This window comes from Streptomyces sp. NPDC002133 (assembly GCF_040296405.1).
GTDB lineage: Bacteria > Actinomycetota > Actinomycetes > Streptomycetales > Streptomycetaceae > Streptomyces.
In genome coordinates, this window is the sequence record NZ_JBEOXF010000052.1 from 1 (window position 1) to 25306 (window position 25306).

19 protein-coding genes and 1 tRNA gene are annotated in these 25306 nt (G+C 70.5%); 5 read left to right on the forward strand and 15 right to left on the reverse strand.

The annotated features are described in order from the left end of the window. Window positions 1-161: 161 nt before the first annotated feature. From ABT078_RS32935 to ABT078_RS32970, 8 genes are all read right to left on the reverse strand, one after another. Window positions 162-1250: an aromatic ring-hydroxylating oxygenase subunit alpha gene (locus ABT078_RS32935; RefSeq protein WP_351234376.1), complete on the reverse strand. Its 1089-nt coding sequence runs from the start codon at window positions 1248-1250 to the stop codon at window positions 162-164. A gap of 11 nt (window positions 1251-1261) precedes the next feature. Then, the gene (gene solA, locus ABT078_RS32940) at window positions 1262-2404 is read right to left on the reverse strand and encodes an N-methyl-L-tryptophan oxidase (protein ID WP_351234297.1); all 1143 of its coding nucleotides are present in this window, start codon (window positions 2402-2404) and stop codon (window positions 1262-1264) included. A 10-nt stretch (window positions 2405-2414) separates the two neighbouring features. Continuing rightward, window positions 2415-4790 carry a GcvT family protein gene (locus tag ABT078_RS32945; RefSeq protein WP_351234299.1) on the reverse strand — a complete coding sequence of 792 codons (2376 nt, stop codon included), beginning with the start codon at window positions 4788-4790 and terminating at the stop codon, window positions 2415-2417. Window positions 4791-5005: 215 nt separating this feature from the next. Further along, the gene (locus tag ABT078_RS32950) at window positions 5006-5770 is read right to left on the reverse strand and encodes an IclR family transcriptional regulator (protein WP_351234301.1); all 765 of its coding nucleotides are present in this window, start codon (window positions 5768-5770) and stop codon (window positions 5006-5008) included. Between the two features lie 227 nt (window positions 5771-5997). Further along, window positions 5998-6675 (reverse strand): DUF8010 domain-containing protein, encoded by a 678-nt coding sequence (locus ABT078_RS32955; protein WP_351234303.1) that lies wholly within the window; start codon window positions 6673-6675, stop codon window positions 5998-6000. Then, a complete protein-coding gene (locus ABT078_RS32960) occupies window positions 6672-7103 on the reverse strand; it encodes an acyl-CoA thioesterase (RefSeq protein WP_351234307.1) in 432 nt (143 codons plus the stop codon). The genes ABT078_RS32955 and ABT078_RS32960 overlap by 4 nt, the downstream gene beginning before the upstream one ends. 8 nt (window positions 7104-7111) lie before the next feature. Then, on the reverse strand, window positions 7112-8776 hold the full coding sequence (ettA, locus tag ABT078_RS32965) for an energy-dependent translational throttle protein EttA (protein WP_351234309.1): 1665 nt from the start codon (window positions 8774-8776) through the stop codon (window positions 7112-7114). A 262-nt stretch (window positions 8777-9038) separates the two neighbouring features. After that, window positions 9039-9494, reverse strand: a complete 456-nt coding sequence (locus tag ABT078_RS32970) for an Lrp/AsnC family transcriptional regulator (protein WP_351234311.1) — start codon at window positions 9492-9494, stop codon at window positions 9039-9041. 170 nt (window positions 9495-9664) lie between these two features. Between ABT078_RS32970 and ABT078_RS32975 the strand changes: the two genes are divergently transcribed. Together ABT078_RS32975 and ABT078_RS32980 are read left to right on the forward strand one after the other, a co-directional pair. Beyond that, entirely contained in the window at window positions 9665-10309 is a 645-nt protein-coding gene (locus tag ABT078_RS32975) for an AzlC family ABC transporter permease (protein ID WP_351234313.1), read from the forward strand. Beyond that, complete coding sequence (locus ABT078_RS32980; protein WP_351234315.1) at window positions 10302-10631, forward strand: branched-chain amino acid transporter permease; 330 nt, start codon at window positions 10302-10304, stop codon at window positions 10629-10631. The genes ABT078_RS32975 and ABT078_RS32980 overlap by 8 nt, the downstream gene beginning before the upstream one ends. A gap of 303 nt (window positions 10632-10934) precedes the next feature. Here ABT078_RS32980 and ABT078_RS32985 read toward each other — a convergent pair whose 3' ends face one another. From ABT078_RS32985 to ABT078_RS33005, 5 genes are all read right to left on the reverse strand, one after another. Further along, window positions 10935-11474: a hypothetical protein gene (locus ABT078_RS32985; protein ID WP_351234317.1), complete on the reverse strand. Its 540-nt coding sequence runs from the start codon at window positions 11472-11474 to the stop codon at window positions 10935-10937. Between the two features lie 170 nt (window positions 11475-11644). Continuing rightward, the gene (locus ABT078_RS32990; protein ID WP_351234319.1) at window positions 11645-13081 is read right to left on the reverse strand and encodes a Cys-Gln thioester bond-forming surface protein; all 1437 of its coding nucleotides are present in this window, start codon (window positions 13079-13081) and stop codon (window positions 11645-11647) included. A gap of 212 nt (window positions 13082-13293) precedes the next feature. Next, a complete protein-coding gene (locus tag ABT078_RS32995) occupies window positions 13294-13869 on the reverse strand; it encodes a single-stranded DNA-binding protein (protein ID WP_351234321.1) in 576 nt (191 codons plus the stop codon). 235 nt (window positions 13870-14104) lie between these two features. Next, window positions 14105-16111 carry a GTPase gene (locus ABT078_RS33000; protein WP_502981425.1) on the reverse strand — a complete coding sequence of 669 codons (2007 nt, stop codon included), beginning with the start codon at window positions 16109-16111 and terminating at the stop codon, window positions 14105-14107. After that, window positions 16108-17709 (reverse strand): dynamin family protein, encoded by a 1602-nt coding sequence (locus ABT078_RS33005; protein WP_351234325.1) that lies wholly within the window; start codon window positions 17707-17709, stop codon window positions 16108-16110. Before ABT078_RS33005 ends, ABT078_RS33000 begins: the two co-directional genes overlap by 4 nt. A 314-nt stretch (window positions 17710-18023) precedes the next feature. Between ABT078_RS33005 and ABT078_RS33010 the strand changes: the two genes are divergently transcribed. From ABT078_RS33010 to ABT078_RS33020, 3 genes are all read left to right on the forward strand, one after another. Next, window positions 18024-18096, forward strand: a tRNA-Arg gene (locus tag ABT078_RS33010). Between the two features lie 1134 nt (window positions 18097-19230). After that, complete coding sequence (locus tag ABT078_RS33015; RefSeq protein WP_351234327.1) at window positions 19231-20325, forward strand: MBL fold metallo-hydrolase; 1095 nt, start codon at window positions 19231-19233, stop codon at window positions 20323-20325. A 590-nt stretch (window positions 20326-20915) separates the two neighbouring features. After that, window positions 20916-21662 (forward strand): SDR family oxidoreductase, encoded by a 747-nt coding sequence (locus ABT078_RS33020; RefSeq protein WP_351234329.1) that lies wholly within the window; start codon window positions 20916-20918, stop codon window positions 21660-21662. Between the two features lie 329 nt (window positions 21663-21991). On the opposite strand, the gene ABT078_RS33025 is transcribed toward ABT078_RS33020, so the two are convergent. Both ABT078_RS33025 and ABT078_RS33030 read right to left on the reverse strand, forming a co-directional pair. Beyond that, the gene (locus tag ABT078_RS33025; protein WP_351234331.1) at window positions 21992-23377 is read right to left on the reverse strand and encodes a DUF6777 domain-containing protein; all 1386 of its coding nucleotides are present in this window, start codon (window positions 23375-23377) and stop codon (window positions 21992-21994) included. Window positions 23378-23971: 594 nt separating this feature from the next. Continuing rightward, window positions 23972-25306 carry a polysialyltransferase family glycosyltransferase gene (locus ABT078_RS33030; RefSeq protein ID WP_351234333.1) on the reverse strand — a complete coding sequence of 445 codons (1335 nt, stop codon included), beginning with the start codon at window positions 25304-25306 and terminating at the stop codon, window positions 23972-23974.

Consider the following 25306-nt stretch of genomic DNA (forward strand, 5'->3'; position numbering starts at 1 on the left):
ATGCTCGAACTCGAACAGGACCACATCGGCGTCTGGCCCGACGACGCCCCACGCTGAACCACCCGTGCACACCTGCGGCAGGGCGCACACAAGGCGGGCGGGCCCCTCCGGCGGCCCGGCGCCGGGCCCGCCCCGGCTGCGGGAAGAGGCGCAGGCGGCGCCTAAGCCAGCCGGGCCGTCACCCACTCGTGGAACGCGCCGATGTGGTGCTCGCTCGGCACCAGCACCCCGCCCCCGCGGTAAGCGCGCGAGCCCATCGCCGGCTGCGTGAGCTCGCACGCCTCGAAGTCCTGGACGTTGACCCGGTGGAACAGCTCCACCGAACGCGACACGTCCGCCCCCGACGCGACGACCTCCGGCGCGTACAGCCAGTCGCACTCGACGAGCGTCCGCACGTGGCTCAGCGGAAACATCCGGTGGACGATGACGTGGTCGGGCACGAGGTTGATGAAGACCTGGGGCTTCACGGTGACGGCGTAGTAGCGGCGGTCCTGCGCCTCGGTGAGCCCCGGCAGCCGGCCGAAGCCTTCGCTGCCGTCGACGGTGAAGCCCTGCGCGGTGGAGGCGAACTCGGCGCCGTGTCCGACGTAGTACTGCGCGGCGTAGCCACGTGCGAACTCCGGGAGGACGTCCGTCAGTTCGGGGTGGATCGTGGCGCAGTGGTAGCACTCCATGAAGTTCTCGACGATCAGCTTCCAGTTGGCCGCGACGTCGTAGCCGATGCGGTGGCCGACGACGAGTTCCTCGGTGCGGTAGCGGTCGATCGCCGCGGCGTCCCCGAGCCGTTCGACGGCCGCACCCATGACGGTGTCCTCGAAGGAGGGGGGCTCCTCGGCCAGGCAGACCCAGGCATAGCCGAGCCATTCGCGCAGCGCCACCCGTCGCAGCCCGTACGCGTCGCGGTCGATGTCCTTCATCCTCGCCAGATTGGGTGCGGCGACGAGCCGCCCGTCGAGGTCGTACGTCCAGGCGTGGTAGGCGCAGCGCAGGGTGCGCCGGACCTCGCCCGCGGACTCGGCGCACAGCCGCGCGCCGCGGTGCCGGCAGACGTTGAGAAAGGCCCGCAGCGCACCGTCCGCGTTCCGTGTGATCAGGACGTTCTCGGTGCCGACCTGAACCGTGCGGTAGGCGCCGGGGGCGGCGAGTTCGGTGGAGCGTATCGCGCAGAACCACAGCGCCTCGAAGATCCGCTCCTGTTCGCGGCGGAAGGTTCCGGGATCGGTGTACGCCCTCCCGGGGAGGGTCGCCATCAGGCTGGATGTCACAGCGGCCTCCCTGGAGCGAACAGGTCGACGGGGTGCGCGGTCGCGCCGGTCAGCGCCAGGTCGGCGAGGATCTCGCCGACCACGGTGACGAACTTGAAGCCGTGCCCGGAGAAGCCGCAGGCGACGGTCACGGACTGCGGGTGCGCGGGGTGCCGGGCGATCACGAAGTGCTCGTCGGGCGTGTTGGAGTACATGCAGGTGGCGGCCTTGAGGAAGGCGCCCGGGAGGGTGGGGATGCGGGAGGCGGCCTGCTCGGCCATGGCCCGTACCTCGTCGTCGTGGACCGTGCGGTCGATCGTCTCCGGGGTGCACACCGCGCCCTTGCGGAAGAACGCGATCTTCACCCCGCCGTCGGGACCGTCGATGGCCGGGAACCCGTAGATCTGCACCCCGTCGGCGTCCTCCCACACATAGATCGGGTGCCGGTCGGGGGTGTAGGGACCGGTGCCTCCCGTGGGCTGGAACCAGTACATGATCTGCCGCTCGACGGTGATCGGCACCCCGAGGTCGGCCAGCAGTCCGGGCGCCCAGGCACCGGGGCAGACGACGAGCTGCCCCGCCGTGTAGACGTTCTCGGCGGTGTGGACGCGCACCCCGTCGCGGTACGGCTCCCAGTGGGTGGCCGGCTCCTCGAAGTGCAGCTCGGCACCGTCGCGGGTGGCGAGCTGGAGGTGGGCGGCGACGGTGTTCTCGGGCCGCAGCAGTCCGGCCCTGGCCTCGTACAGCGCCACCTCGTCGTCGTGCGGCGCGAACGTCGGGAAGCGCCGGCGCAGCTCCTTCGCGTCGAGCATCTCGTGCGGCAGATCCCACTGCTGGGCCGAGCGCAGCGCCCCGGCGACGGGCCGGGACTCGGGGCGGCCGACCATCACCCCGCCGCAGAGGGTGGCGATGTCCCGGCCGCTGTCCCGCTCCAGCCGCTCGTACAGCTCGTACGCGCGCAGCAGCAGCGGTACGTAGGCGGGGTCCTCGAAGTACGACTGGCGGGTGATGCGCGAACCGCCGTGACTGGAGCCCCTGTTGTGCACCGGGCCGTACTTCTCCAGGCCGAGGACGCGGGCGCCGCGTGCTGCGAGATGGTGCGCGGCGGCGCTGCCCATGCCGCCGAGGCCGAGGACGATCACGTCGTACGTCGGTGCCACGAAACTCCTCCTACCTGCGGATACGGTCCATCTGGGGGTCGACCAGGGGCTCCTCGGCCACGGTCGCGGCGATCTTCTCACCGAAGTACTCGATGTGGACGCCGGTGCCGGGCGGGAGGGCGGACGGCAGCCAGGCGTAGGCGATGCAGCGGCCGATCGTGTAGCCGTAGCCGGCGCTGGTGACATAGCCGCCGGCCTCGCCGTCGACGTACACCGGTTCCTTGCCGAGGACGACGGCGGCCGGGTCGTCGAGGGTGAGACAGGTCAGGCGGCGGCGGACGCGCTCCGGGTCCAGGGCCGCGCGCCCGAGGAAGTCCCCCTTGCCGAGGCGGACGGCGAAGCCGATTCCGGCCTCGTACGGGCTGTCATCGGCGGTCATGTCCTGGCCCCAGGCTCGGTAGCCCTTCTCCAGGCGCAGGGAGTTGAAGGCGCTGCGGCCGGCGGCGACCACACCGAGGTCCCGGCCCGCGTCCCAGAGCGTGTCCCAGAGGCGAAGCCCCAGGTCGGCGCTGGTGTACAGCTCCCAGCCGAGCTCGCCGACGTAGCTGACGCGCAGGGCTGTCACCGGCACATGGCCGACGGTCGTCTCCTTGGCGCGGAAGTAGCCGAAGCCGGTGTGGGAGAAGTCGTCGGGGGTGAGGGGCTGGACGAGCTCGCGGGCGAGCGGGCCCCAGACGCCGATGCAGCAGGTGCCGGCGGTGATGTCGCGGACATGGACGCCTTCGGGTGCGTGGCGTGCCAGCCAGTCCAGGTCGGCCGGGGAATTGGCGCCGAGCTGGAAGCGGTCGGGGCCGAGACGGGCGACGGTGAGATCGGAGCGTATGCCGCCGCCCTCGTCGAGGAGCAGGGTGTACGTCACCGCGCCGGGTGTGCGTGCCTGCTGGTTCGTCGTCATCCGCTGGAGGAGGTCGAGCGAGCCCGGCCCGGTGACTTCGAGGCGCCGCAGCGGTGTCATGTCGTACAACGCGACCCGCTCGCGCGTGGCCAGCGCCTCGGCGGCGGCGATGGGCGACCAGTGGCGGGCGGACCACGGGTCGCGGTCGGGCAGCGTGAGTCCGGCGGCGAGCGGGGCGTTGGCCTCGTACCAGTGCGGCCTTTCCCAGCCGCCGCCCTCCAGGAAGTGCGCGCCGAGTTCGCGCTGGCGCGGGTGGAAGGGGCTGGTGCGCAGCGGACGCGGCTGCTCCAGGGGCTGGAGGGGGTGGACGATGTCGTACACCTCGATGAAGCTCTGTGCGCTGCGCCCGGCGATGTACAGCGCGGTGAGCTGGGCGGTCTCGAAACGACCGAGCTCGCACTCGTGCAGGTCGAGTGGCGGGCGGCCGTAGGTGAGCCAGTCGGCGACGGCTTCGGCGACGCCGGCGGAGTGCGTGACCCACACCGCTTCGGCGAGCCAGAAGCCGCGCAGCTCGCGGGACTCGCCGAGCAGCGGCATGCCGTCGGGGGTGAAGGAGAAGATCCCGTTGAAGGCGTGGTCGACGGCGCCTTGCCGCAGCGCGGGCAGCAGCGCGCCGGCATCGTCCCAGCTGGGAGCGAAGTCCTCGTCGGTGAAGGCGAGTTCGGACCCTTCGGTGGTGAACGGGTCCACCGGCATGGGCCGGTGTGCGTACGAGCCGATGCCGATGCGGTCCTGGTGCGTACGGAAGTACAGGTCGCGGTCCTGGTGCCGCAGTATGGGCAGCTCTCCGGCAGCGCCGGCCAGTTGGGGCACGGGCGCAGTGGTGGCGTACTGATGCGCGAGCGGCAGCAGCGGTACGGTCACCCCGGCCATCGCCCCGATCACCGGCCCCCAGAACCCTGCCGCCGAGATCACGACGTCGGCGGCGAACGTGCCCCGGTCGGTGACGACGCCGGTGACCCGGTTGCCGTCCCGGGTGATGCCGGTGACGGTGTGCCGGTCGAGGATGCGGGCGCCGCGGGCCGCCGCCCTGCGCGCCATGGCGTCGGCCGCGTCGACGGCCCGGGCCAGCCCGTCGTCGGGGGTGTGGAAGCCGCCGAGGATCCGGTCCGTGTCCAGCAGCGGCCACAGCTCGCCGCAGCGCTGCGGGCCGATGATCTCGCCCCGGACGCCCCAGGACGCGGCGAGGCCCGCCTTGCGGTGCAGGTCGGCCAACCGGGCGGGGGTGGTGGCGACTTCGAGGCCGCCGACCGGGTCGAAGGCCCCGAGTTCGGTGAACTTCTCGATGGTGCGGCCCGCGAACGTGCTCATCGTCCGGGACGGATTCGTGCGGAAGACCAGCCCGGGGGCGTGGGACGTGGAGCCGCCCGGAGTGGGAAGCGCGCCTTTCTCCAGGACCGTGACGTCGAACCCGCCACGTGCGGTGAGCTCGTCCGCGAGCCCACAGCCGACGATCCCGGCACCGATGACGACCACACGCGTGCTGGGCACGATCACACCCCTCCGTTGTTGCGTAGTGCACGACGGATTGCGCGATGGGAGACGATGGGAGCCATAGTGGGAACGCGGCGCGGTGACCGTCAAGAGCCGTGGGTTAACCCTTTGTAAATGGCCGGCAGAGACCGCTCGGGGCAGCCTGGTGGGGCGGCCGGAGCGGTCCGGGGTCGCGCAGGGCTCGGACCGGCCGGAGCGGTCCGGGGGCGGGTTCAGCCGCTGTGGCCGAGGCGGCGCGACAGCTCCCGCGCCGCCGCGGCGGTACGGTCGGCCAGTCCCGGCAGCCGATCCTCGCCGAGCCGGTAAGCGGGTCCCGAGGTGCTGAGCGCTCCGAGCACGGCTCCGTCGTGGCCGCGCACGGGTGCGGCGACGGCGTTCAGCCCGATCTCCAGCTCCTCCACCGCGGTGGCGAATCCGCGCTCGGTGGTGGCGGCCAGCTGCTTCCTCAGGGCCTGCGGCGAGGTGACCGTACGCTCGGTGAAGCGCTCCAGGCCGCCTGTGAGGACCTCGTCCCTTACCGTGGCGGGGCCGTGCGCGAGCAGCACCTTTCCGCTGGAGGTGGCGTGCAGCGGGGTGCGGCGGCCCAGCCAGTTGTAGGTGGTGACCGACGCGTGGCCGCGGGCCTGGGCGATGTTGACGGCCGCGGAGCCGTCGAGCACGGCGATGTTCACGGTCTCGCCGAGCTCATCGGCGAGTTCACGGCAGAGCGGAACGCCCTGCTGGGAGATGTCGAGCCGCACGGCGGCGGCCCCGGCAAGTCGCAGCACGCCCGCGCCGAGGTAGTACTTGCCGCGGTCCTTGGCCTGGGCGACGAGGCCACGGTTCTCCAGCACGCCGAGCAGGCGGAACGCGGTCGAGCGGTGGACGCCCAGCTCGTCGGCGATCTCGGTGACCCCGGCCTCGCCGTGCCGGGCCAGGCTCTCCAGCACGCTCACGGCACGGTCCACCGACTGCACGGCGCTGGCCCTGTCCGTCATCGCCACGACCCCTCTGACGCAGGTGTTGCGTATGGCGCACTCCCGTTGCACGGAACGCGCTGACGGCTCGTCTGCCCGGTCCGGACGACCTTATGCGGACCGATTCCCGTCGGTCACGCCAGGTTTCAAGCGGGGGTGGGTTCAGGCCGGGGGGTTCGGCGGGGGTGGGTTCAGGCCGGGGGGTTCGGCGGGGGTGGGTTCAGGCAGAGGGTTCGGCGGGGGTGGGTTCAGGCGGGGGTGACCGTAAGCCCGCCGACTCCGGCGGTCCGTACGGCGATCGAACCGAACGGCGTGCGCAGCCGGAGCCAGCTGCCCGCCGCGAGCAGCGCGGCGCCGGTGACGCCCTCCGGCGTCGGGCGCAGGAAGCCCAGCGACTGGGCGGCGTGCACAGCCCGCAGCGGCAGGCCGGTGCCGCCCACGGTGCGGGACCAGATCTCGCGACCGATCCGGTCGCGCTCGGCCCGGGTGCGCCGCTCGGGCGGCAGCGCCTCGTCGCGGGCGCGGAACTCGGCCACCGCGGCCGCGACGGCACCCTGCATCCCGGCGACGCCGGGCAGTCCCGGCAGCTCCCGCCAGCCGCCGCGCGGGGGCAGCACCCCGGCCCAGGGCGGGCCGGTGACCGCGGCCGGTACGGCGAGCTCGGCGCCCGCCACGGACTCCAGCAGCTCGCCGGCCGAGACGGTCACATCCAGCCGGACGGTCTCCTCGGGCCCGGCGACCCGTGCCGTGCGGATCGCAAGGACCTCGAACGACGGCGGCCTGCCGAACACGGCGATCGCACCGCCACCGGCCTGGATCCGGACGGCGGCGGCCCGGTCGTAGTGGATCAGCCGGCCGAGGAAGGCGGCGAGATCCGCCGCCTCTCTCGCGTCGGCGAGCCGAAGGGTCTGCACGGGCGCTGTCATGCGGCGAGCGCGCCCTCCACGCCCTCGTCCAGATACTCCTGGAGGAAGGACTTCTCCTCGGCGCTGATGCGGCGCGGGCGACCCGCTTCCAGGTTGTACGGGACGACGACCGTCGAGGCCCGCACGTACACCTGGTCAGGGTCCTTGATCTCGTACGCGATCGTCAGCGACGCCGCGCCGATCTTCGTCACCCACGACTCGACGGTGACCGGCTCGTGCCGGTGGACCAACGGCCGCACGTAGTCGATCTCGTGCCGGGCCACGACGGACCCGCCGGAGAACGACGGTGAACCGTCCCCCGGCGCCAGCCGGAACATGAAGTCGATGCGGGCCTCCTCCAGATAGCGGAGGAAGACCACGTTGTTGACGTGCCCGAAGGCATCCATGTCCGACCAGCGCAGGGGGCACTGGTAGATATGCCGACCCACTGACTGCCTCAGCCCCGGGTGAGCTTCTTGTAGGTGGCACGGTGCGGACGGGCCGCGTCCGGGCCGAGCCGCTCCACCTTGTTCTTCTCGTACGACTCGAAGTTGCCCTCGAACCAGAACCACTTGGAGTTGCCCTCGTACGCCAGGATGTGCGTGGCGACCCGGTCCAGGAACCAGCGGTCGTGGGAGACGACCACGGCGCAGCCGGGGAACTCCAGCAACGCGTTCTCCAGCGAGGAGAGGGTCTCGACGTCGAGGTCGTTGGTCGGCTCGTCGAGGAGCAGCAGGTTGCCGCCCTGCTTCAGGGTGAGCGCCAGGTTGAGGCGGTTGCGCTCACCGCCGGAGAGGACCCCGGCCGGCTTCTGCTGGTCCGGACCCTTGAAGCCGAAGGCGGAGACGTAGGCCCGCGAGGGCATCTCCACCTGACCCACGTTGATGTAGTCCAGCTCGTCGGAGACGACGGCCCACAGCGTCTTCTTCGGGTCGATGTTCTCGCGGCTCTGGTCGACGTAAGAGATCTTGACGGTGTCGCCGACCTTGATCTTGCCGGAGTCGGGCTCCTCAAGACCCTGGAGCATCTTGAACAGCGTGGTCTTGCCGGCGCCGTTCGGACCGATGATGCCGACGATGCCGTTGCGCGGCAGCGTGAAGGAGAGGTCGTCGATGAGGACCTTCTCGCCGAAGGCCTTGTTCAGGTTCTCGACCTCGACGACGACACTGCCCAGACGCGGGCCCGGCGGGATCTGGATCTCCTCGAAGTCCAGCTTCCGCATCTTGTCGGCCTCGGCCGCCATCTCCTCGTAGCGGGCCAGACGGGCCTTGGACTTGGCCTGGCGCCCCTTGGCGTTGGAGCGGACCCACTCCAGCTCTTCCTTGAGCCGCTTCTGGCGCTTGGCGTCCTTCTGACCCTCGACCTTGAGGCGCGACGCCTTGTTCTCCAGGTACGTGGAGTAGTTGCCCTCGTACGGGTGGGCGCGGCCGCGGTCGAGCTCCAGGATCCACTGGGCGACGTTGTCCAGGAAGTACCGGTCGTGGGTGACGGCGACGACGGTGCCGGGGTACTTGGCGAGGTGCTGCTCGAGCCACTGCACCGACTCTGCGTCGAGGTGGTTGGTGGGCTCGTCGAGGAGCAGCAGGTCGGGGGCCTCCAGCAGCAGCTTGCAAAGAGCGACGCGGCGGCGCTCGCCACCGGACAGGTTGGTGACCGGCCAGTCGCCGGGCGGGCAGCCCAGCGCGTCCATGGCCTGCTCGAGCTGCGTGTCCAGGTCCCACGCGTTGGCGTGGTCGAGGTCTTCCTGGAGCTTGCCCATCTCCTCCATCAGCGCGTCGGAGTAGTCGGTCGCCATGAGCTCGGCGACCTCGTTGAAGCGATGGAGCTTGCCCATGATCTCGGCCGCGCCGTCCTGGACGTTCTGGAGGACGGTCTTGGACTCGTCGAGCGGCGGCTCCTGGAGGAGCATGCCGACCGTGTAGCCGGGCGAGAGGAAGGCATCGCCGTTGGACGGCTGCTCCAGACCGGCCATGATCTTCAGCACGGTGGACTTACCGGCGCCGTTCGGGCCGACCACACCGATCTTCGCACCGGGCAGGAAGCTCAGCGTGACGTCGTCAAGGATCACCTTGTCGCCGTGCGCCTTGCGCGTCTTGCGCATGGTGTAGATGTACTCAGCCAAGAGAAACCGTCCGGCAATCAGTGAGTGGGCAGATACACCCCATCTTGCCTGACCGCCACCCCTGGAACGAAACCCGTCCGGCCGGGAGCGCCCGACCTGCCCCTCCCGGGATCACCTTCGCAGTTGATCCGTCACCGATTGTCGCCATTGCCCGGCCTGGCGCCATGTCGCATTCGGCCCACAGACGGCCCAGCCTCGCCTCCTGACACGCGGGGCCGCTCTCCGCGCTCGCGCACAAGGGCTCGCAATGACCACGAGGGATTCACTCGGTCTTGATCTTCTTCATCGTCAGGTGCGATTCGGTGCGCAGGACTCCGGGCAGCCCGGTGAGTCTGCCGGTCAGGAAGGCTTCGTAGGCGGCGTGGTCGGCGACGGCGACGCGGAGGAAGTAGTCGGGGCGGCCGAAAAAGCGCCGGAGCTCGACGACTTCCTCGTAGGAGGCCACGGTGTCCTCGAACTCCTGGACCGTCTTGCGGTCGGTGGCGGACACCTCGACGTCGACCAGGACCTCCAGGCCCCGGCCCACGGCCGCGGGGTCGATGACGGCCCGGTAGCCGGAGATGACGCCGGACTCCTCCAGTCGCTTGACCCGGCGCAGACACGGCGGCGGGGTGAGGCCGACGCGCTTGGCCAACTCGACGTTGGTCAGCCGCCCGTCCTGCCTAAGGTGAAACAGAATTTCACGATCAATCGCATCCAGGCTCACTTCATTGCTCACGAGGCCATCGTAGAGTCACAATCGGCAACCATAAAAGGTCTATTTTGACCTAAAATTTCCTCATGGGAATACCTCCTGCCGCTGTCCGCGGCCCTGCTCGGCCCGCGCCTTCTGCCCCCTCCTCGCGGTCCGCCTCCGAGGCCCGGGCCGCATTCAAGGACTCCGCCTCCGTGGGTCTGGGTCTCGTCCCGCTCGGCCTCGCCTTCGGCACACTCATCACCCAGTCCGGCCTCGACTGGTGGTGGGCAAGCCTGTTCACCGCGCTCATCTACGCCGGATCATTCGAGTTCTTGCTCATCGGCCTGGTCACTGCCGTCGCCCCGCTCGCGACGGTCGCTCTGACCGCCCTTCTGGTGAACATCCGGCACGTCTTCTACGCGCTGTCTTTCCCGCTGCACGCCGTGCGCGGCCGCCCGGCCAAGGCGTACAGCACCTTCGCGCTCACCGACGAGGCGTACGCGCTGACCAGCGGTGAGGAAGCCCGGTCCTGGTCCAGTCGCCGGATCATGTGGCTCCAGGCGCTGATGCACCTGTACTGGGCGGGCGGCGCCACTGCCGGCGCCCTGCTCGGCTCGCTCGTCCCTGACAGCGTCACCGGTCTGGACTTCGCCCTGACCGCGCTCTTCGCGGTTCTCGCAGTCGACGCCGTCCGGGACCGGCGCAACGACCTGCCCACCCCGGCCCTCGCCCTCCTGAGCGCCCTGGCCGCCCGGCTCCTCTTCCCCGGCCAGATGCTCCTCGCCGCCTTCGCCCTGTTCACCGCCGCGCTCCTGGCCCGCCACCTCACCGCCCCCAAGAGGCCCACCCATGCCTGACACCCCCTACCTCATCGCCGCGGTCGCTGTCTCCGCCGCCGTCACCTGGGCCCTGCGCGCCCTGCCCTTCGCCGCCCTCACACCACTGCGCGCGAGCCGGACCGTCCGGTACCTCAGCACGCGCATGCCCGCAGGCGTCATGGTGATCCTGCTCGCGTACTGCCTGCGCGACCTGCCCGTGACCGAGGCTCGGGCCCTCGCACCCCTGGCAGCCCTTGCCGTCACCATCGGCCTGCACCTGTGGCGCCGTAACGCCCTACTCAGCATCCTCTGCGGCACCACCACTCACGTCATACTCGCCGGCACGCTCCTTGCTCACTGACGCCCACCGGCCGGCGCATCGCACCGGCCGACTGCCCCCGGCCACCGACCCATCGCCAGGAGATCTCCGTTGTCGGCGGCAGTCACCCGGCAATCGCGTTCCTGGTATGGCTCTGGAACAGGTTGCCCCCTCGGTACGAACTACGGGCGGGACGGTCGCTGAGGTCTGCCGGGCTGACCGCTCGGCTCCCGGGTGCAATTGAAGGTCGGGGGGACCTTCAGGTACCCAGGGCCGGGCTCAGTCATGCCCGACAGCATGCATGCGGCAGGGCGGCCGCGCCCCCGCCGCACGGCGCGTGGCCGACTACGCGGGAGGGGCGAAGGTGTTGTCGCCGGATACCACAGGTCCTGGTGGGCCACCCAGCCCTGCCCCGGGCGGCAGGACGGGAGCCCAATGCGGTCCGCGGTGGTCCAGCCACCAACTGCCGATGGTGTGGAACTTCTCCTCGAAGGTGCGATCCCAGGAGAGGAACCCGGTGTTCGGCGCCGGCAGGCTCGTGCGGCGGCCGGTCGCTTCGTAGATCACAATGCTGCGGATTCCGAAGCTGGACTCGATCCGGACAGCCTGGACGTCGGCCCAGGGGATGGTCCGGCGGGACACGCGGTGCACGATGGCCGCTGACTGCGTGAGCGTGATCCCCACGCCACGCGAGGTGATCAGCAGCACGAACGGCGACACGACTGCACCGACGACAAAGCCGTCCGGCGTCTCCTCCGACCAGTACACGATCTGGAGGGTTATGACGATCAAGAGAGCAGGCAGCACGGGCAGCACGCGTTGCAGGCGTGTCAACCGATAACGGATGCGCTCCGGGGACGAGACGCCGGCCTGCAGTCGCCCCATCGAGCCACCCCCACCGTCCTGTGCAGCACCTGCAGTTCATGATCGTCCACGTAGTGTGGCGACCCCGTGTCCCGTTGTCCACCGACCGACGCCGACGGCCCCGGCGCTCGCAGGCGATCCGGGGCCGTCACTGGGCGGCGCGCAGTCATGGGGCGCTTGCCGTGTGTCGCTCAGTCCTGCGGGGAGGGCGATTCCGGGGAGGACGGCGCCTCGGGGGCGGCGGTCTTCTTCTTCCGGACGAGGAGCACGGCGGCGCCGCCGATCACGACGAGGGCGATCGCGATGCCCGCGATGACGGGGGTGGCGTTGGACGCGCCGGTCGCCGCGAGATTCTCGTCGCCGCCGGAGGTGCCGCCGGCGGAAGCCGGGCTGGGCTGGGAGGACGGCTGGTCGGGGCTGGACCCGGCACTGCCGGTGGTCTTGCAGTCGAGCACGCCCTTGAAGTTCTTCGAGAAACCGCCGGGACCGGTGATCGTGAAGTCGTACGCCTGGTCCTCGGGGACCGGGACCGTCACGGTGCGGGACTCACCTGCGGCGATGGAGTGCTTGAACCCCATCAGCTCGAAGGTGAACGCCTCGTCGCCCTTGTTGGTTGCCGTGACGTCGATGCCGCCCGCGGCGCAGTTCTTCTCCGCCGACAGCGCCGGGATCGGGCCGGTCTTGGCCCAGGTGGCGGTGGCGGTCGCGGAGACCGTCGACTGGCTGGACCCGGCGAGGATCTGGGTCTGGCTCTTGGTCACCCCGGCGAACGCGCGGCCGACCGGCACGGAGGTGGTCGCCTGCACGGTCAGCGAGGCCGAGCCGTCGGCGGTCCCGGAGGGTATGTCGAAGTACAGCTCGCTGCCGTCGACCGCGGAGGTCGCCGGCTTGCCGTCCTTGCCGGTCACCTGGATGCCGCTCGCGGCGGCATCGGCGGGCGGGGTCACCGTGACCCGGTCGGCGTCGGTGCGGACCGTGACCGGGCCGAGCCGTCCGCCGGCCTTCCCGGAGACGGCGTTCGGCTCCAGGCTGAGCGAGGCGCGGGGCTCCTCGACGTTCCGCGCTTCCTTCTCCAGCCAGTCGGCGAGCTTCTCGGCGGCCGGGTCGAGTGCCTCGACCTCGGCGCCGTCCGAATACCGCCAGATGGCGACCTGGGTTCCCGCCGCGGCCGTCCGCTCGGTCAGCGGACCGGTGTCGGCCTTGTCGGCGAGCCCCATGAGGTCGTCGACCTGGGGGTAGGAGTGCTGCAGGATCCAGCGGATCTTGCCGGCGTTCTTGTTGGCGCCGAGCGAGGTCTGGTCCCAGGGGGTCTCCAGGTACTTGGCCTGCTCCTGGGTGGGGTTGTGGATGTCGATGCAGTACGTCTTGAGCTTGCCGCCGCCGTCCACGGTCATCTCGAAGAGGCCGGCGGGCAGTTCGTGCTCGAGGCCGTCGTCGTGCAGCACGGCGCGGTCGAAGGTGGTCAGACCGTCAAGCGTGGCGGAGGCGCCGCCCGTGTGCTGGGGGGCCTCGTCGGCGACGGCCGGTACCGCGGCGGCTATCGAACCCGCCGCGAACAGCCCGGACACCAGAGCCGCCGCGACCGTACGGGCGGCTCCCCGCCCTCGTGCAGAGAACGCAGAAAACACAGAATTCCCCTCCGTGCGAGGCGCTTTCGCGTGGGATGCGTGGGGGGAGTGCCTCGCCAGCAGACTCAAGTGCCCCGTGAGTACTGGGGAATCCTAGGGACGCGGTGCGACCCGATGCCCCGTCATGCCATGAGATAACCATTCCGAATCGGAATCGTTATCACGGCCCCACACCCCCTCGGCAACTATCGACAAATCGCCACAACCGCAGGTCAGAAGGGGCATGGAGCGGCCGCTCCCGCGGTCGGCACGAGGACGCGGTCGTCAGGACCGCTCTGCCCGGCGGAGGCGCGGGACGGGACTGGTGAATTCGGTGAGCCCGCAGCATCCGGAGCGCTTGCTGTGCCTGTCGGGCCCGTCCGGCTACCCCCGCCGCCGCCCGCGCCGCTGTCCGTGTCGTCACCCGGACGATCCGTCGGATACGGCTCGCCCTTCGCCGCTCGTCGGAACGCGGACGTACCGCGTGCCATGTCGTGCCCGATCGACACCGCGTCGATGTCGATGGACGTCCGCCTCCCCCCGTCCCGTTCCTCCTCCCGCACCCTCAACCGGCCGTGGACCACGAGTGGTTCACCGACCGACACGGAGGCCGCCAGATTCAGCCCGAGCGTCCGCCATGCCCACACCGTGTAGAAGCTGGTGGGCCCGTCCGCCCAGAACTCCCGCTGCCGGTCCCAGCGGCGCGAGGTCACCGCGAACCGGAACCGCGCATACCCTCCGCTCACCGATTCCCGGTACTCCACGCCGGTCGCCACATTGCCGACCAACGTCACCATCGTCTCGTTCATGACCGATCCCCTCCCGTTCGACTGACTGATCCCATGCTGGTCCCGCACGCAGAATCCCGCCGACGCCTGTGGATGCCGCCGCACATGGGGAAAACCCCGCCACCCGTACGAATGACGAGTGGCGGCGTCGGCGGGATTCGGCGGGCTCAATGCGTCCGCCGCGTCAGTGAGATCGACAAGGCCGACACAGTCGGCGCGGCCGGCGAGGTCTGCGAGACCGGCAGGGTCCACAAGGTCAGCGGATCCGCCGTGTCGGCGAGCCGGGCCGTGTCAGCGGACCCGAGCGTGCGGCCACCGCGCCGAACTGCTCGCGCACCTCCCGGTACCGCATCAGTTCCGCCGCGATCGGATCGAGGACTCTCGCCCGGCCACAGCCCGCCGCGGCCTCCTTGAGCTGCCGTTCCGCGTCCTGCCCGTACCGCCGCGCCGGCCCCTTCGCGGCGGCCGCGCACGCCCACTCCACCAGCGGCCCACCGATGATCCCGCCGAGCATCAGCAGCACCGGAGGCACGAGCATCGGATCCAGGACCCCGATGATCTGCCCCGTCAGCCACAGCCCGCCGTAGACCTGCAGCAGTGTCATGGCGGCCTGCGCGAGCACGGCGGCAGGCCACCACGCGGGCCGCGGTGGCCGGGCCTTCGGCGTGCCCAGCTTCACCGCGAGCTCGTCCAACGCCTCGGGCAGCCCTTCCGCACCGCGCACCGCCGCCTCGCGCACGGCCTGCGCCCACGGCGTGGGGAGCCCGCGCGTCGCATCGTCCGCGACGATGCGCACAGCCTGCTCGACCCGCTGCCGCGCCGTGAGCTCCTCCTCCACCGGCTCCGGGGGCTGTGGCAGCCCCCCGCCCGGCGTACGGACGCGCTCGTACCAGCGCCACAGCCGCAGCCAGGGCGTGCCGCAGGCCCGCCCGGCGTTCCTGAGCCACTGGCGCTCGGCCTCCTCGCCGACCGCGGTGGCGCCGACCGCGCCCGCCAGCCGTGCGTTGAAGTCCTCACGGGCCCGTTCGCCGAGTCCGGGCCGCCCGTCGGCGACGTACGCCGGGCGCAGCCGTGCCGCGGCCGCGTCGACGTCGGCGGAGATGCGCCGGGCGGCGGCGGTGCGTTCCTGTACGAAACGGCTGAGCAGCTCGCGCAGATCGGCGACGCCCTCGCCGGTGAGAGCCGACAGGGCGAGCACCGTGGCGCCGGGCTCGCCGTGTTCGCCGAGGGCGATGCCGTCCTCGTCGAGGAGCCGGCGCAGATCGTCGAGCACCTGGTCGGCGGCCTCGCCGGGCAGCCGGTCGATCTGGTTGAGGACCACGAAGGTGACCTCGGCGTGCCCGGCGAGCGGTCGCAGATAACGCTCGTGCAGGGCGGCGTCGGCGTACTTCTCCGGGTCGACGACCCAGACGATCGCGTCGACCAGCGCCAGTACCCGGTCCACCTGTTCCCGGTGCACGGTCAGCGCCGAGTCGTGGTCGGGCAGGTCCACGAGGACGAGTCCCTGCATTGCCTCGTCCCCCGATCCGCCCGCAAGCGGCCTGCGGCGCAGCCGCCCTGGAATCGCGAGCCGGTCGAGCAGGCCTGCCGCGCCCTCGGACCAGCTGAGGGCGATCGGCGCGGAGGTGGTGGGCCGGCGCAGGCCGGTCTCCGAAATGGGCACTCCGGCCAGGGCGTTGAACAGTGTCGACTTTCCGCTGCCGGTGGCGCCCGCGATGGCGACGACGGTGTGCTGCGACGACAGCCGCTGCCGCGCCGCCGCCTCGTCGAGCACCCGTCCCGCCTCGGCGAGGGTCCGGCCGTCGAGCCGGGTGCAGGAGAGACCGATCAGTTCGCGGAGGGCTTCGAGGCGGTTGCGGAGCGGGGCGGCGTACGGCCCTCCGACGAGGCCATGCGGCTCCTCGGCGGACATGTCGCCGTCGCGATCGGTGCCGTCGGTGGCGCGGCGGGCGATGAGGCCGTCGTCCCAGCGGACGTCGTCCGGACGCGCGAACGCACCGACGGTGCCGCCCACGGTCCCGCCGTCCCCCTCCCTCCCCGCGACGGACCGGTCCCCCGAGGCGGCCTCGGCAGCTTCCGGGGTGGCGTGACCGGTGGACTGTTCCGCGGATGCCGCGGCGGACTCCGCGGCCCTCGCCTCGGCGGCCCTCGCCTCGGCGGCCTTGTCGTCGGCCCCCTGCGCATGAGCGGCCCCGGAACCGGCCCCCGAGCCACCTTCCGAGCGACCCTCGGTCTCCCCAGTGACAGCGGTCACCGCGGTCACCTCTCCTTCTGCAGTACGGACAGCGCGGCGATCAGCTCGGCCTGTGGCTCCGGGGACACGTCGAGGGCGTCGAGCGGGGCGAGCCGCCGGTCGCGCTCGTCGTGCAGTACGCGTTCGATGTACGCCGTCACGAGCTCGCCGCCCTTGTCGCGCAGCCGCAGGGCGCCCTGGGCGCCGATGCGTTCGGCGAGCAGTTCCCCCGCGGCGCGGGCGCGGCGGCCGCCGAGCAGGGAGGTGGCGAGCAGCGCGGCGATGGTCTCGGGGTCGGGTGCGACGGAGCGTTCCATGCCCCGTACCACCTCCTCGGCGAGTTCCTCCAGGACGCGCCGCCAGCGGCGTACCGCCATCCCGATGCGCTCGGCGGACTCCCGGTCGGCCACCGCCTGCCCGCCCTCGACCGCGCCGGAGGCCGGCTCGCGCCGCCACGCCTCCCGGAGCCGCTCGTCGGCGGCGGCCACGGCGCACTGGAGCAGCGCGGCAAGGCTTTCGGCGAGGGCGTCGAGGACTTCGGTGGCGGAGCTGTCGCGCGGGTAGCCGCGCCAGCGGGTGCGGGCGTCCCCGGCGAGCACGGCGCCGCGGCCGAGCTGTTTGCGCACCCGCGCGGCCTCCAGCGCGTACGCCTCCTCGACCGCGCCGGAGAGGCGTACGGCGGCGGCGTACTGCGCGGCGACCGCGCCCGCGAGCTCCGGCATTCGGGCGTTGAGCGAGTCGATGACACCGGCAGCGGTCCGTACGAGGGTCTGCTGACGCGCCGCGGGGTCCAGGGCCCGGTGCGCCAGCCAGCCCCGCAGCGCGTCGACCGCCGAGTCGGGGAGCAGCCCCCGGCCGCCGCCTGCCGACTCGGGCAGCTCCGGGATCGTGAACCGCGGTACGTCCCCGAGACCGGCCTTCGTGAGGAGTGCCGCGTACTGCCTGGACACCTCCGTGATCACCTGGTGCGGCACCCGGTCGAGGACGGTGACGAGCATGGCGTCGTACTCCTTCGCCGTACGGAGCAGGTGCCAGGGGACGGCGTCGGCGTACCGGGATGCGGTGGTGACCATGACCCAGATGTCGGCGGCACAGATCAACTCGGCGGCCAGCATGCGGTTCGAGACGACGAGCGAGTCGATGTCGGGCGCGTCGAGCAGGGCGAGCCCGCGGGGCAGTGAGGCGGCGGTCTCGATCCGTAGCGCGTTGTCGTCCACCGGCGCGCGCTCTCCGCCCGCGGCCTCGATCTCCTCCTGCTGCGGCAGCCATACGCGCGTGAGGTGGGGCAGCACGCGCATGCCCGCGAACCAGTGGTGATCGTCCGGGTGGCACACGAGCACGGGCGTCCGCGTCGTGGGCCGCAGCACCCCGGCCTCGCTCACCCGCCGCCCCACAAGGGAGTTGACCAGCGTCGACTTCCCGGCCCCCGTGGACCCGCCGATCACTGCGAGAAGCGGCGCTTCGGGGTCCTTCAGCCGGGGCACCAGATAGTCGTCGAGCTGGGCCAGCAGCTCGTCCCTGGTCTGCCGCGCCCGCGGAGCACCTGCAAGGGGGAATGGAAGACGCACGGCAGCGACACGGTCGCGCAGGGCGGAGAGTGCGTCGATCAGCTGAGGCCGTACTTCCATGGTCACCACATGCGAAGAATGCCCAACTTTGGAGCCTTTTTGAAGCGTATTGCCATCCCTGCGCGCCGATCAGGCAGAAGGGACAGACGGGACGAGCGGGGCGCAGGCATAACGAGTGCACAACACCCGAGGCGTGAGACGGAAAAAGCGCTGCGAGAATCGCACCTGCCTGCGATTATCGGTTCGCTTCACTGAACCTCCACAACGTGCCACGCAGGTGAAGCATCCGGGTCAAGGCGATCGGAGCCCTATCCTTGTCCCGGCAAGGTCACGGACGACCCACCAGGGGCTCCAGGCCACCGAGGCCACACCCGGCCCCCGTAGCTCAGTGGATAGAGCAGGCGCCTTCTAAGCGCTTGGCCGCAGGTTCGAGTCCTGCCGGGGGCGCACATGCTGCGCAGCCTGTCGGCCCTCCCCATGGGAGGGCCTTTTTGCTGGTCAGGGGCAATCTAGCGGGACGGGCGTAGAGGGCGCGTAAGCGCAGGACTGCCCCCGAGGCGGGCTGGGAGCGGTCCGGCCCTGTCCGGCTGTCACCGTGTTTCTGCGGGTGGCTGCGGAGAATACGCGGTGAAGTTTCCGGCCGGGTCGGTCCTCCCCCGCCAAGGGCAGCAGGACGCCGCTGGCCTCGATGCGCGGCGGATGGTCCCCTGAGCTGGGAGATGCACCGGGCGCTTCTCAGCCGGCAGCGCTGGCACGCTGCCGCTCAACGACTCCGCGACCTGAGCGGGTGGGATCTCGACGGTGCCTCAACGGGGCGCGCCGGGTGCGAGTGGGCGAGGCCTCCTCCATCCCTGCAGCGACACTGTCGCCCCGCTGTCCCCATGGCGGCAGTGAGAACTGCAGGCCAAAAGGACTGCGACGCGGCAGAACTCTCCCTACTTCATCAAGCCCCGGCTGCGCTCCGGGCGCCGCTCCTGCCTTCGGCCCGCTCCGCCCGCGCTGCGCCGACGCGCCCTGGTGAGGCTGGCCGATGGCGTGAGGAAGCTCCCGCGCAGACGTCGGCGGGCGGTCGGCTCCGAGACCCCAGGCAGCCACCATGGGGCGAGCCTCGAAGATCACGGCCCCAACGTCGTGCTCTACCGGGCTACGCGCCGGAAGCTCACGAGGCCATGATCACTCGCCCCATGGCAGCTCCAGCCCAAAGTCTTGGAGCCGACCTCTCGCCGTTGTAAGCGCTGGTGGAAGGGGCTGAGGAGGGGTTGAAGAGGGAGCAGGACGGCAGGAAGCCGGGCCGTCTCCGGGCCGTCCTACAGCAGCCAGCGACGACCAACGCCGAAAGTTGACGGCAGATCTCCCCCAGGTCAGAGGGGGCCCACCGGGCATCACCGCAGGTAACACCCTCAGACGTAAGTTGAGGAACCACAGGTCAACGCGATGAGCCTGTATCAACCATGTAACTAAAAGACATCGGCAAGAGCATGGCTGTCACACCCCGCCAGTGTCGCCGGTCAGTCGGAAAAACAGCGATTGCCGCAGCACATGCCGGCGATGACCTATGCATCATGCTCACAAGGACAAAACATGACTGATGAGTCCGCAGAGACGAGCGGAACCAACCGCCGCACGTTCCTAAGGCGCGCGTCGATCGCCGCCGCAGTTCCCACCGCCGCGGCAGTGCTCGGCGCTACGCTGCCTGGCACCGCCTTTGCGGCCGAGCCGGCCGTCGGCCTGCCCGACTACGCACCAGTCCCCTCGGGCTCCTTCGGTCCCGCGCTCAACGAGGACGGCTATTTCGTCGGCCAGATCAAGGGCAACCTCTACTGGGTCACGGACGGCAGCTACCAGGCCATGTTCCTGACCACGCGGGACGGCGTCGTGCTCGTCGACGCGCCGCCCACCATCGGGCACAACCTGAAGCGCGCGATCGACAAGGTCACCAAGGCCAACGGCCGCCCCAGCACGGTGACCCACCTGGTCTACTCCCACTCCCACGCCGACCACATCGGTGCCGCCTCCATCTTCGGCAAGGACGTGACGATCGTCGGCCACAGGGAGACCCGCCGCCTGCTGCGCCGCGACGGCGACGTCAACCGCCCGGCCCCGTCTGTGACGTTCACCGACCGCTACACCCTGCGCGTCGGCGGAGAGACCCTCGAGCTGGCGCACCACGGCGCGAACCACTCGCCCGACAACATCTTCATCTACGCCCCGGCCTACGCCACCCTGATGGTGGTGGACGTGATCTACCCGGGCTGGGTGCCGTTCAGGAACCTCGCCGTCTCAGTGGACATCCCCGCCTGGATCAAGGCCCACGACATCGCCATGAAGTACCCCTGGACGACCCTCGTCGGCGGCCACCTCGGCCGCCTCGGCGTCCGGGCCGACGGCGACCTGCAGAAGCAGTACGTCAACGACCTCATGGCCAGCACCCGCGCCGCCTCGGCGTCGGTCGACCCGACGCCGTACTTCGAGAAGTACGGTCCGACCGGCAACGGCTGGGCCATCACCAAGACCTACTTCGACGCCGTCACCGAGGAAGCGGCCCGCCCCATCATCGAGAAATACATCGGCTTGCTCGGCGGTGCGGACGTCTTCACGTACGACAACGCCTTCACCATGTACGAGTCGCTGCGCATCGACGCCGGCGAGCTCGGCCCCTTCGGCATCAAGCCGTAGAGCCCGGTTCGTTGGTGGTTGACGGTTCTCCAGAACCGTATCGAGCCCGGCTGCGCAGACCCAAGGTTCGCGCAGCCGAGGCCCGGGACCGGAGCCGGAACGCGGCGCCGGGCCTGCGTCCCGGCCCCGGAACCGATGAGGGAAAAGCCCCGAGCTTCGACGAGAGCGAGATCGCTGACTGATCCCCGGCCCGCTCCTGCGGCCTTCGGTCCACACCGTCCGGCACTGCCTGGCTGCCACCCGCCCCAACCCCCGCCACCCCGTGGAGACCGTCCTGGCCTGCGAGTTATGGCGTCGGCTCCACCCGACCCGTGCCCTGGTCAGTCACTACCGACGCCGCGGAGACCCGCTTCCGGGCCGCCTACGACCCTGGGCCCACCACCAGCCGATCCCACCCATCACCGATCCTCAAGATCTCCGGCTGTAGTACGTGGCATTGGTTCTCGACCGACGGGAAACTCGCCGAATAGGCCATCGCGGGAGGGGCAGCAGAAAGTTGTCCTCGATTTTCCGCATCGCGTGTCACAAGCAGAACGACTGCCCGGTCTCTTCTGGTACTGGATCAGGAAAACCCCGAGAGGAATTCCGTCATGAAGGTCGTAGTGATCGGTGGAACCGGGCTCATCGGCTCGAAGGTGGTCGCCAGGCTGGGCGAGCACGGGCACGAGGCGGTCGCGGCCGCACCCAACACTGGCGTCAACACGCTGACGGGCGAGGGGCTGGCCGACGTCCTGCAGGGCGCGCAGGTCGTGGTCGACGTGTCCAATTCCCCCTCGTTCGAGGACGACGCGGTCATGGAGTTCTTCCGTACCTCCACGACCAACCTCCTCAAGGCGGAGGCCGACGCCGGCGTGACGCACCACGTGGCGCTGTCCGTCGTCGGCACGGATCGCCTCCAGGGGAGCGGCTACTTCCGGGCCAAGCAGGCCCAGGAGGAACTGATCAAGACGTCCGGCAACCCCTACTCCATCGTCCACGCGACCCAGTTCTTCGAGTTCGCGAAGGGGCTCGCCGACGGGATGACCGACGGCGACACCGTGCGCCTGCCCGCGGCCAAGATCCAGCCCATGGTGTCCGACGACGTGGCCGCGGCCGTCGGCCGCACCTCGGTCGGCGCCCCGGTGGGCGGCGTGGTGGAGGTCGCGGGCCCCGAGACGTTCGAGCTCGAGGAGTTCATCCGCATGGGACTCGCCGCTAACAACGACCCCCGCAAGATCGTCACCGACCCGCAGGCGACGTACTGGGGCGCCCCTCTCCAGGAGGACACGCTCCTCCCGGGGCCGGACGCGCACATCGCCGAGACCAAGTTCGCCGACTGGCTCGCACAGCAGAAGTAGTTCCCCGGGGTGGCCCTCGCCGAAGGGAGAGGGCCACCCATACCCTTTGACCGACAGGTCTCTTTCATCTACTGCTCGCGGTACTCGACCGGCGAACGCGAGGAGCTGTGCGACTACATCGATGAGGCCCTGACCGAGCACGGTGTCGACGTCGTGGCACTGACTGCCCGGCACGGACTCGGCCGCTACCCACCAACACACTTGGAAAGCGTGCGCCGTCGCAGTGCGACCGATCGGCCCTCCCGTTGGGAGGGCCTTTTTGCTGGTCGGGGGACCCTGGCGGGACGGGCATAGAGGGCACGTGAGGGCCTCAGTCCTGCGGCGCCTGGTCAGGAGCCTGGGGGCTCGTCCGGGGTCTGCGGCTCGTCCGGCACCTGCTGGTTCGGAGTCTGCGGCTCGTCCGGCACCTGCTGATCCGGGGTCTGCGGCTGGTCCGGCACCTGCTGATCCGGGGTCTGCGTGTCCGGGGCCTGAGGCTCTGGGATCTCGGGCAGTGGCACCTCCGGCTCCACGGGCTTCGGCTCCACTGGCTTCGGCTCCTCGGGCTTCGGGGTCTGCTCATCCGGGGTCACCGGCTTGTCCGGGACCTGCTCGTCCTTCTTCTCGTCCTTCTTCTCGTCCTTCTCCTTGTCCTTCTCCTTGTCCTCCTTGCCCTTCTCCTTGTCCGTCTCCTCGTCGGGAGACTTCTCCTCGCCCGGAGACTCCTTTTCGTCCTTCTCCTTCTCCTTCTCCTTGTCCTCGCCCTCCTTGTCCTCCTTGCCCTTCTCCTTGTCCGTCTCCTCGTCGGGAGACTTCTCCTCGCCCGGAGACTCCTTTTCGTCCTTCTCCTTCTCCTTGTCCTCGCCCTCCTTGTCCTCCTTGCCCTTCTCCTTGTCCTTCTCCTCGTCGGGGGACGTCTCCTCGCCCGGAGACTCCTCCTTCGGTGCCTCGGTGTCGGCCGGAGGAAGCGTCGGCGGCGTTCCGGGGATTTGGCCCTTCGGGGGCGGGACTTCGCGGTCGTTCCTGCCCTGCGGGTCTTCGGTCGAGCGCTCGAACCACGCCTTGCGCTCAGGGTCGAACATCGCAATGGTCTTCATCGGCTTCTCGGCCGGCTTGACCTCGACGATGGCGGAGGGCTTGAACGACGACCACTTCTCGCCCGTGAACTTCTGTTCGCCCTCCATCTCGGCGGGCGGGGTCAGGGGATTGCCGCAGGCGCAGCGGACGCGCGGCGCGCCGCGGTCGTCGATGAGGACTGCGGTGCCGGCCTGGAGGATCGCCTGGTAGCTGGTGGCTTCCTGGTTCTTGTACCCGTGGTTGGTGACCCGCGTGTCCCAGGTCAGCCGGGCAGGCAGCAGCGACCGCAGATAGGCGGGGATGTCGGACCGCTGAATTCCCAGGACCGCTGCGAAAGCCGTCCCTTTGTCGCTGTTCTGCACGAGGAACGTGATCTGCTTCTCGACGTCGCAACTCGCGACGTGCTGTGTGCCGCCGTACAGCCCGGGGTGCGAACCGTCGACTTCCAGGGTGCCCGTGCTGTTCCCGCCACCCCTCGACGTATCAGGCGCTGTGGCATGGGCCGCCTCCGCCTCCGTGGCCGTCGACGGCGTGAACGGGTCGGAGCCGGCCGCCAAGGTGCTCTGGAGGACGACCTCTCCGACACCCTTGCTCCCACCCACGAGCGTGTAGGTGAGGATCACGGCCAGCGCCACGACCACCGCGGTGCCGGCGCTCACCAGGGTGCCGCGCGCCCGCCACCAGGACGGCGGCCATCCGAGGCCCCGGCCCCGCCCACCCGGTTCGCCCGACTCACCCGGTCCGCCGGTGTCGCCCGGCGGACCGGGAGGCGGTGGTGGGAGTGGAGGCTCCGACGACGGCGGAGGCCCCGACGACGGCGGAGGCGGAGGCTCCGGAAGGTGCGGATCCGTCGGTCGGCCGGACAGCGGGCCGGACGGGGGGCCCGTGGGGCGCTCGGACGATGGAGGAGGTAGGGAACTCACGACGCTCTCCCCAGGCGTGGGGGATCAGGAAAATGATGTTTGTTCGCGTCCGCCCTCCCTACATCCATTATGGGCACCACAGGAATCATGCTCGGTCTCCTACCGCGAGAAGGGGGCCGCATGCTTCTGCGTGAGCCCGCATCTCCAGTAGGCCCCGGCCCTCGGATCCCGTCATGCCGCTGCTTTTCGGGGCTTGACAGATGAAACAGATGAAAGCGGAACCAGAAAAACCGGAAGAAAAACGCGGACCCGGCCGGCTTTGAAGCCGGCCGAGGGCCGCGTCGTCGTCCGGGCCTGCTGATCAGCCCCGCGTCGTTCCGAGCCTGACGGTCAGCCCCGCTTGCCCCTGACCAGAGTCCGGCGGAGGCGTGCCGCGGGACCCGGGGCCGCGCCGCCGGGGAGGTCGAGCTCGGTCAGCCGGGCGCGCGGGAAGTAGACCGCGGCTGCGCTGTCGTCGCCGCGGCGGTCGAGAAGACTGACGGCCTCGGCCCGCAGGCCGCGGTGGAGATTCGGCTGCATGCAGTAGCCCACGGCCCGGACCAGCGGGTCCAGGGTGTCCGGTGCGTCGCCGGGCACGGCGGGGGCCGCGCCCAGCTCCAGGTCCGGCACCAGGTGGTCCACGATGACCAGGGGGATCCGGTTGCTGTTCTCGTACGGTGCGAGCCGCTCCAGGACCATCTCGGTGCCGACCCTCGCGACCGGGATGCCGTAGTACACGGAAGCCGTGAGCATCGCGGTGGAGAAGCAGCCGACGACCAGCTGCGGGCGGCAGCGCTCGTAGAAGGTCTCCGCGAGCAGCGGACCGTCCAGGACGGTCAGCTTCACGCCGGCTTCCGCGGCCGCCCCGTTCAGGGCGAGCGAGTAGCGGGCGGGCGCGGTCGGGTGCGGCTTGAAGATCACCGACTGATGCCCGGCGGCCGCGGCGCCGCGCAGCATACGGACGTGAAGGTCCTCTTCCTCCTCGGCCGTGATGATGCCCAGTGCGGCCATGTACTGGCCCAGCAGCAGGGCCGTGGGGGCGGCCTCGACCGCCCTCATCACCTGGCTGTCCTCCGCGGCCGAGCCCGCGATCTCCGCCAGCACCTTGCGGAAGGCGTCGTCCGGTACGAGCTCCGGCTCGACGCCGAACTCGGACAGCAGCAGCGGACGCAGGCCCGGGACCAGATCGAGGTGGAGGAGCCGCTGGATGCGGCACGCGATCTGCTGCGGCAGCTCGTCGCGTGTCGGGCCGTAGCTCATGAGACCGTCCGCGTACACCTGGACAGGGCTCTCGGCGAAGATCGCGGCGAGCGCCCGGCCCGGGTTGACCTGGATCGACTCGACGATCAGCTCGACCGGCCCGCTGCCCAGTCCCCAGGCCGTCCGGAACGCCCGCTGCCACAGCGGGACCTCGTCCGTACGCGGCCCCCAGGAACCGGGGTGGTTGGGCCGGATGGCGTCGTTCCAGTCGATCACTTCGTCGAATCGGGCTGCGATCCGGCCGTAGCCGGTCATCGATTCGAGCCGCAGGGCCGTTTCCGGGACTTCGGCGTTGTTCGAGACCAGCAGGATCCGACGGATCCCCTCGCGCGGGCCGAACTGACCCGCATCGAGTGCCGCCGCCAGGGTGGCGGCTCCGTAGAGCGTCGAGACCTCGAAGATCTGCGTGCGCAGGTGCGTGTCCAT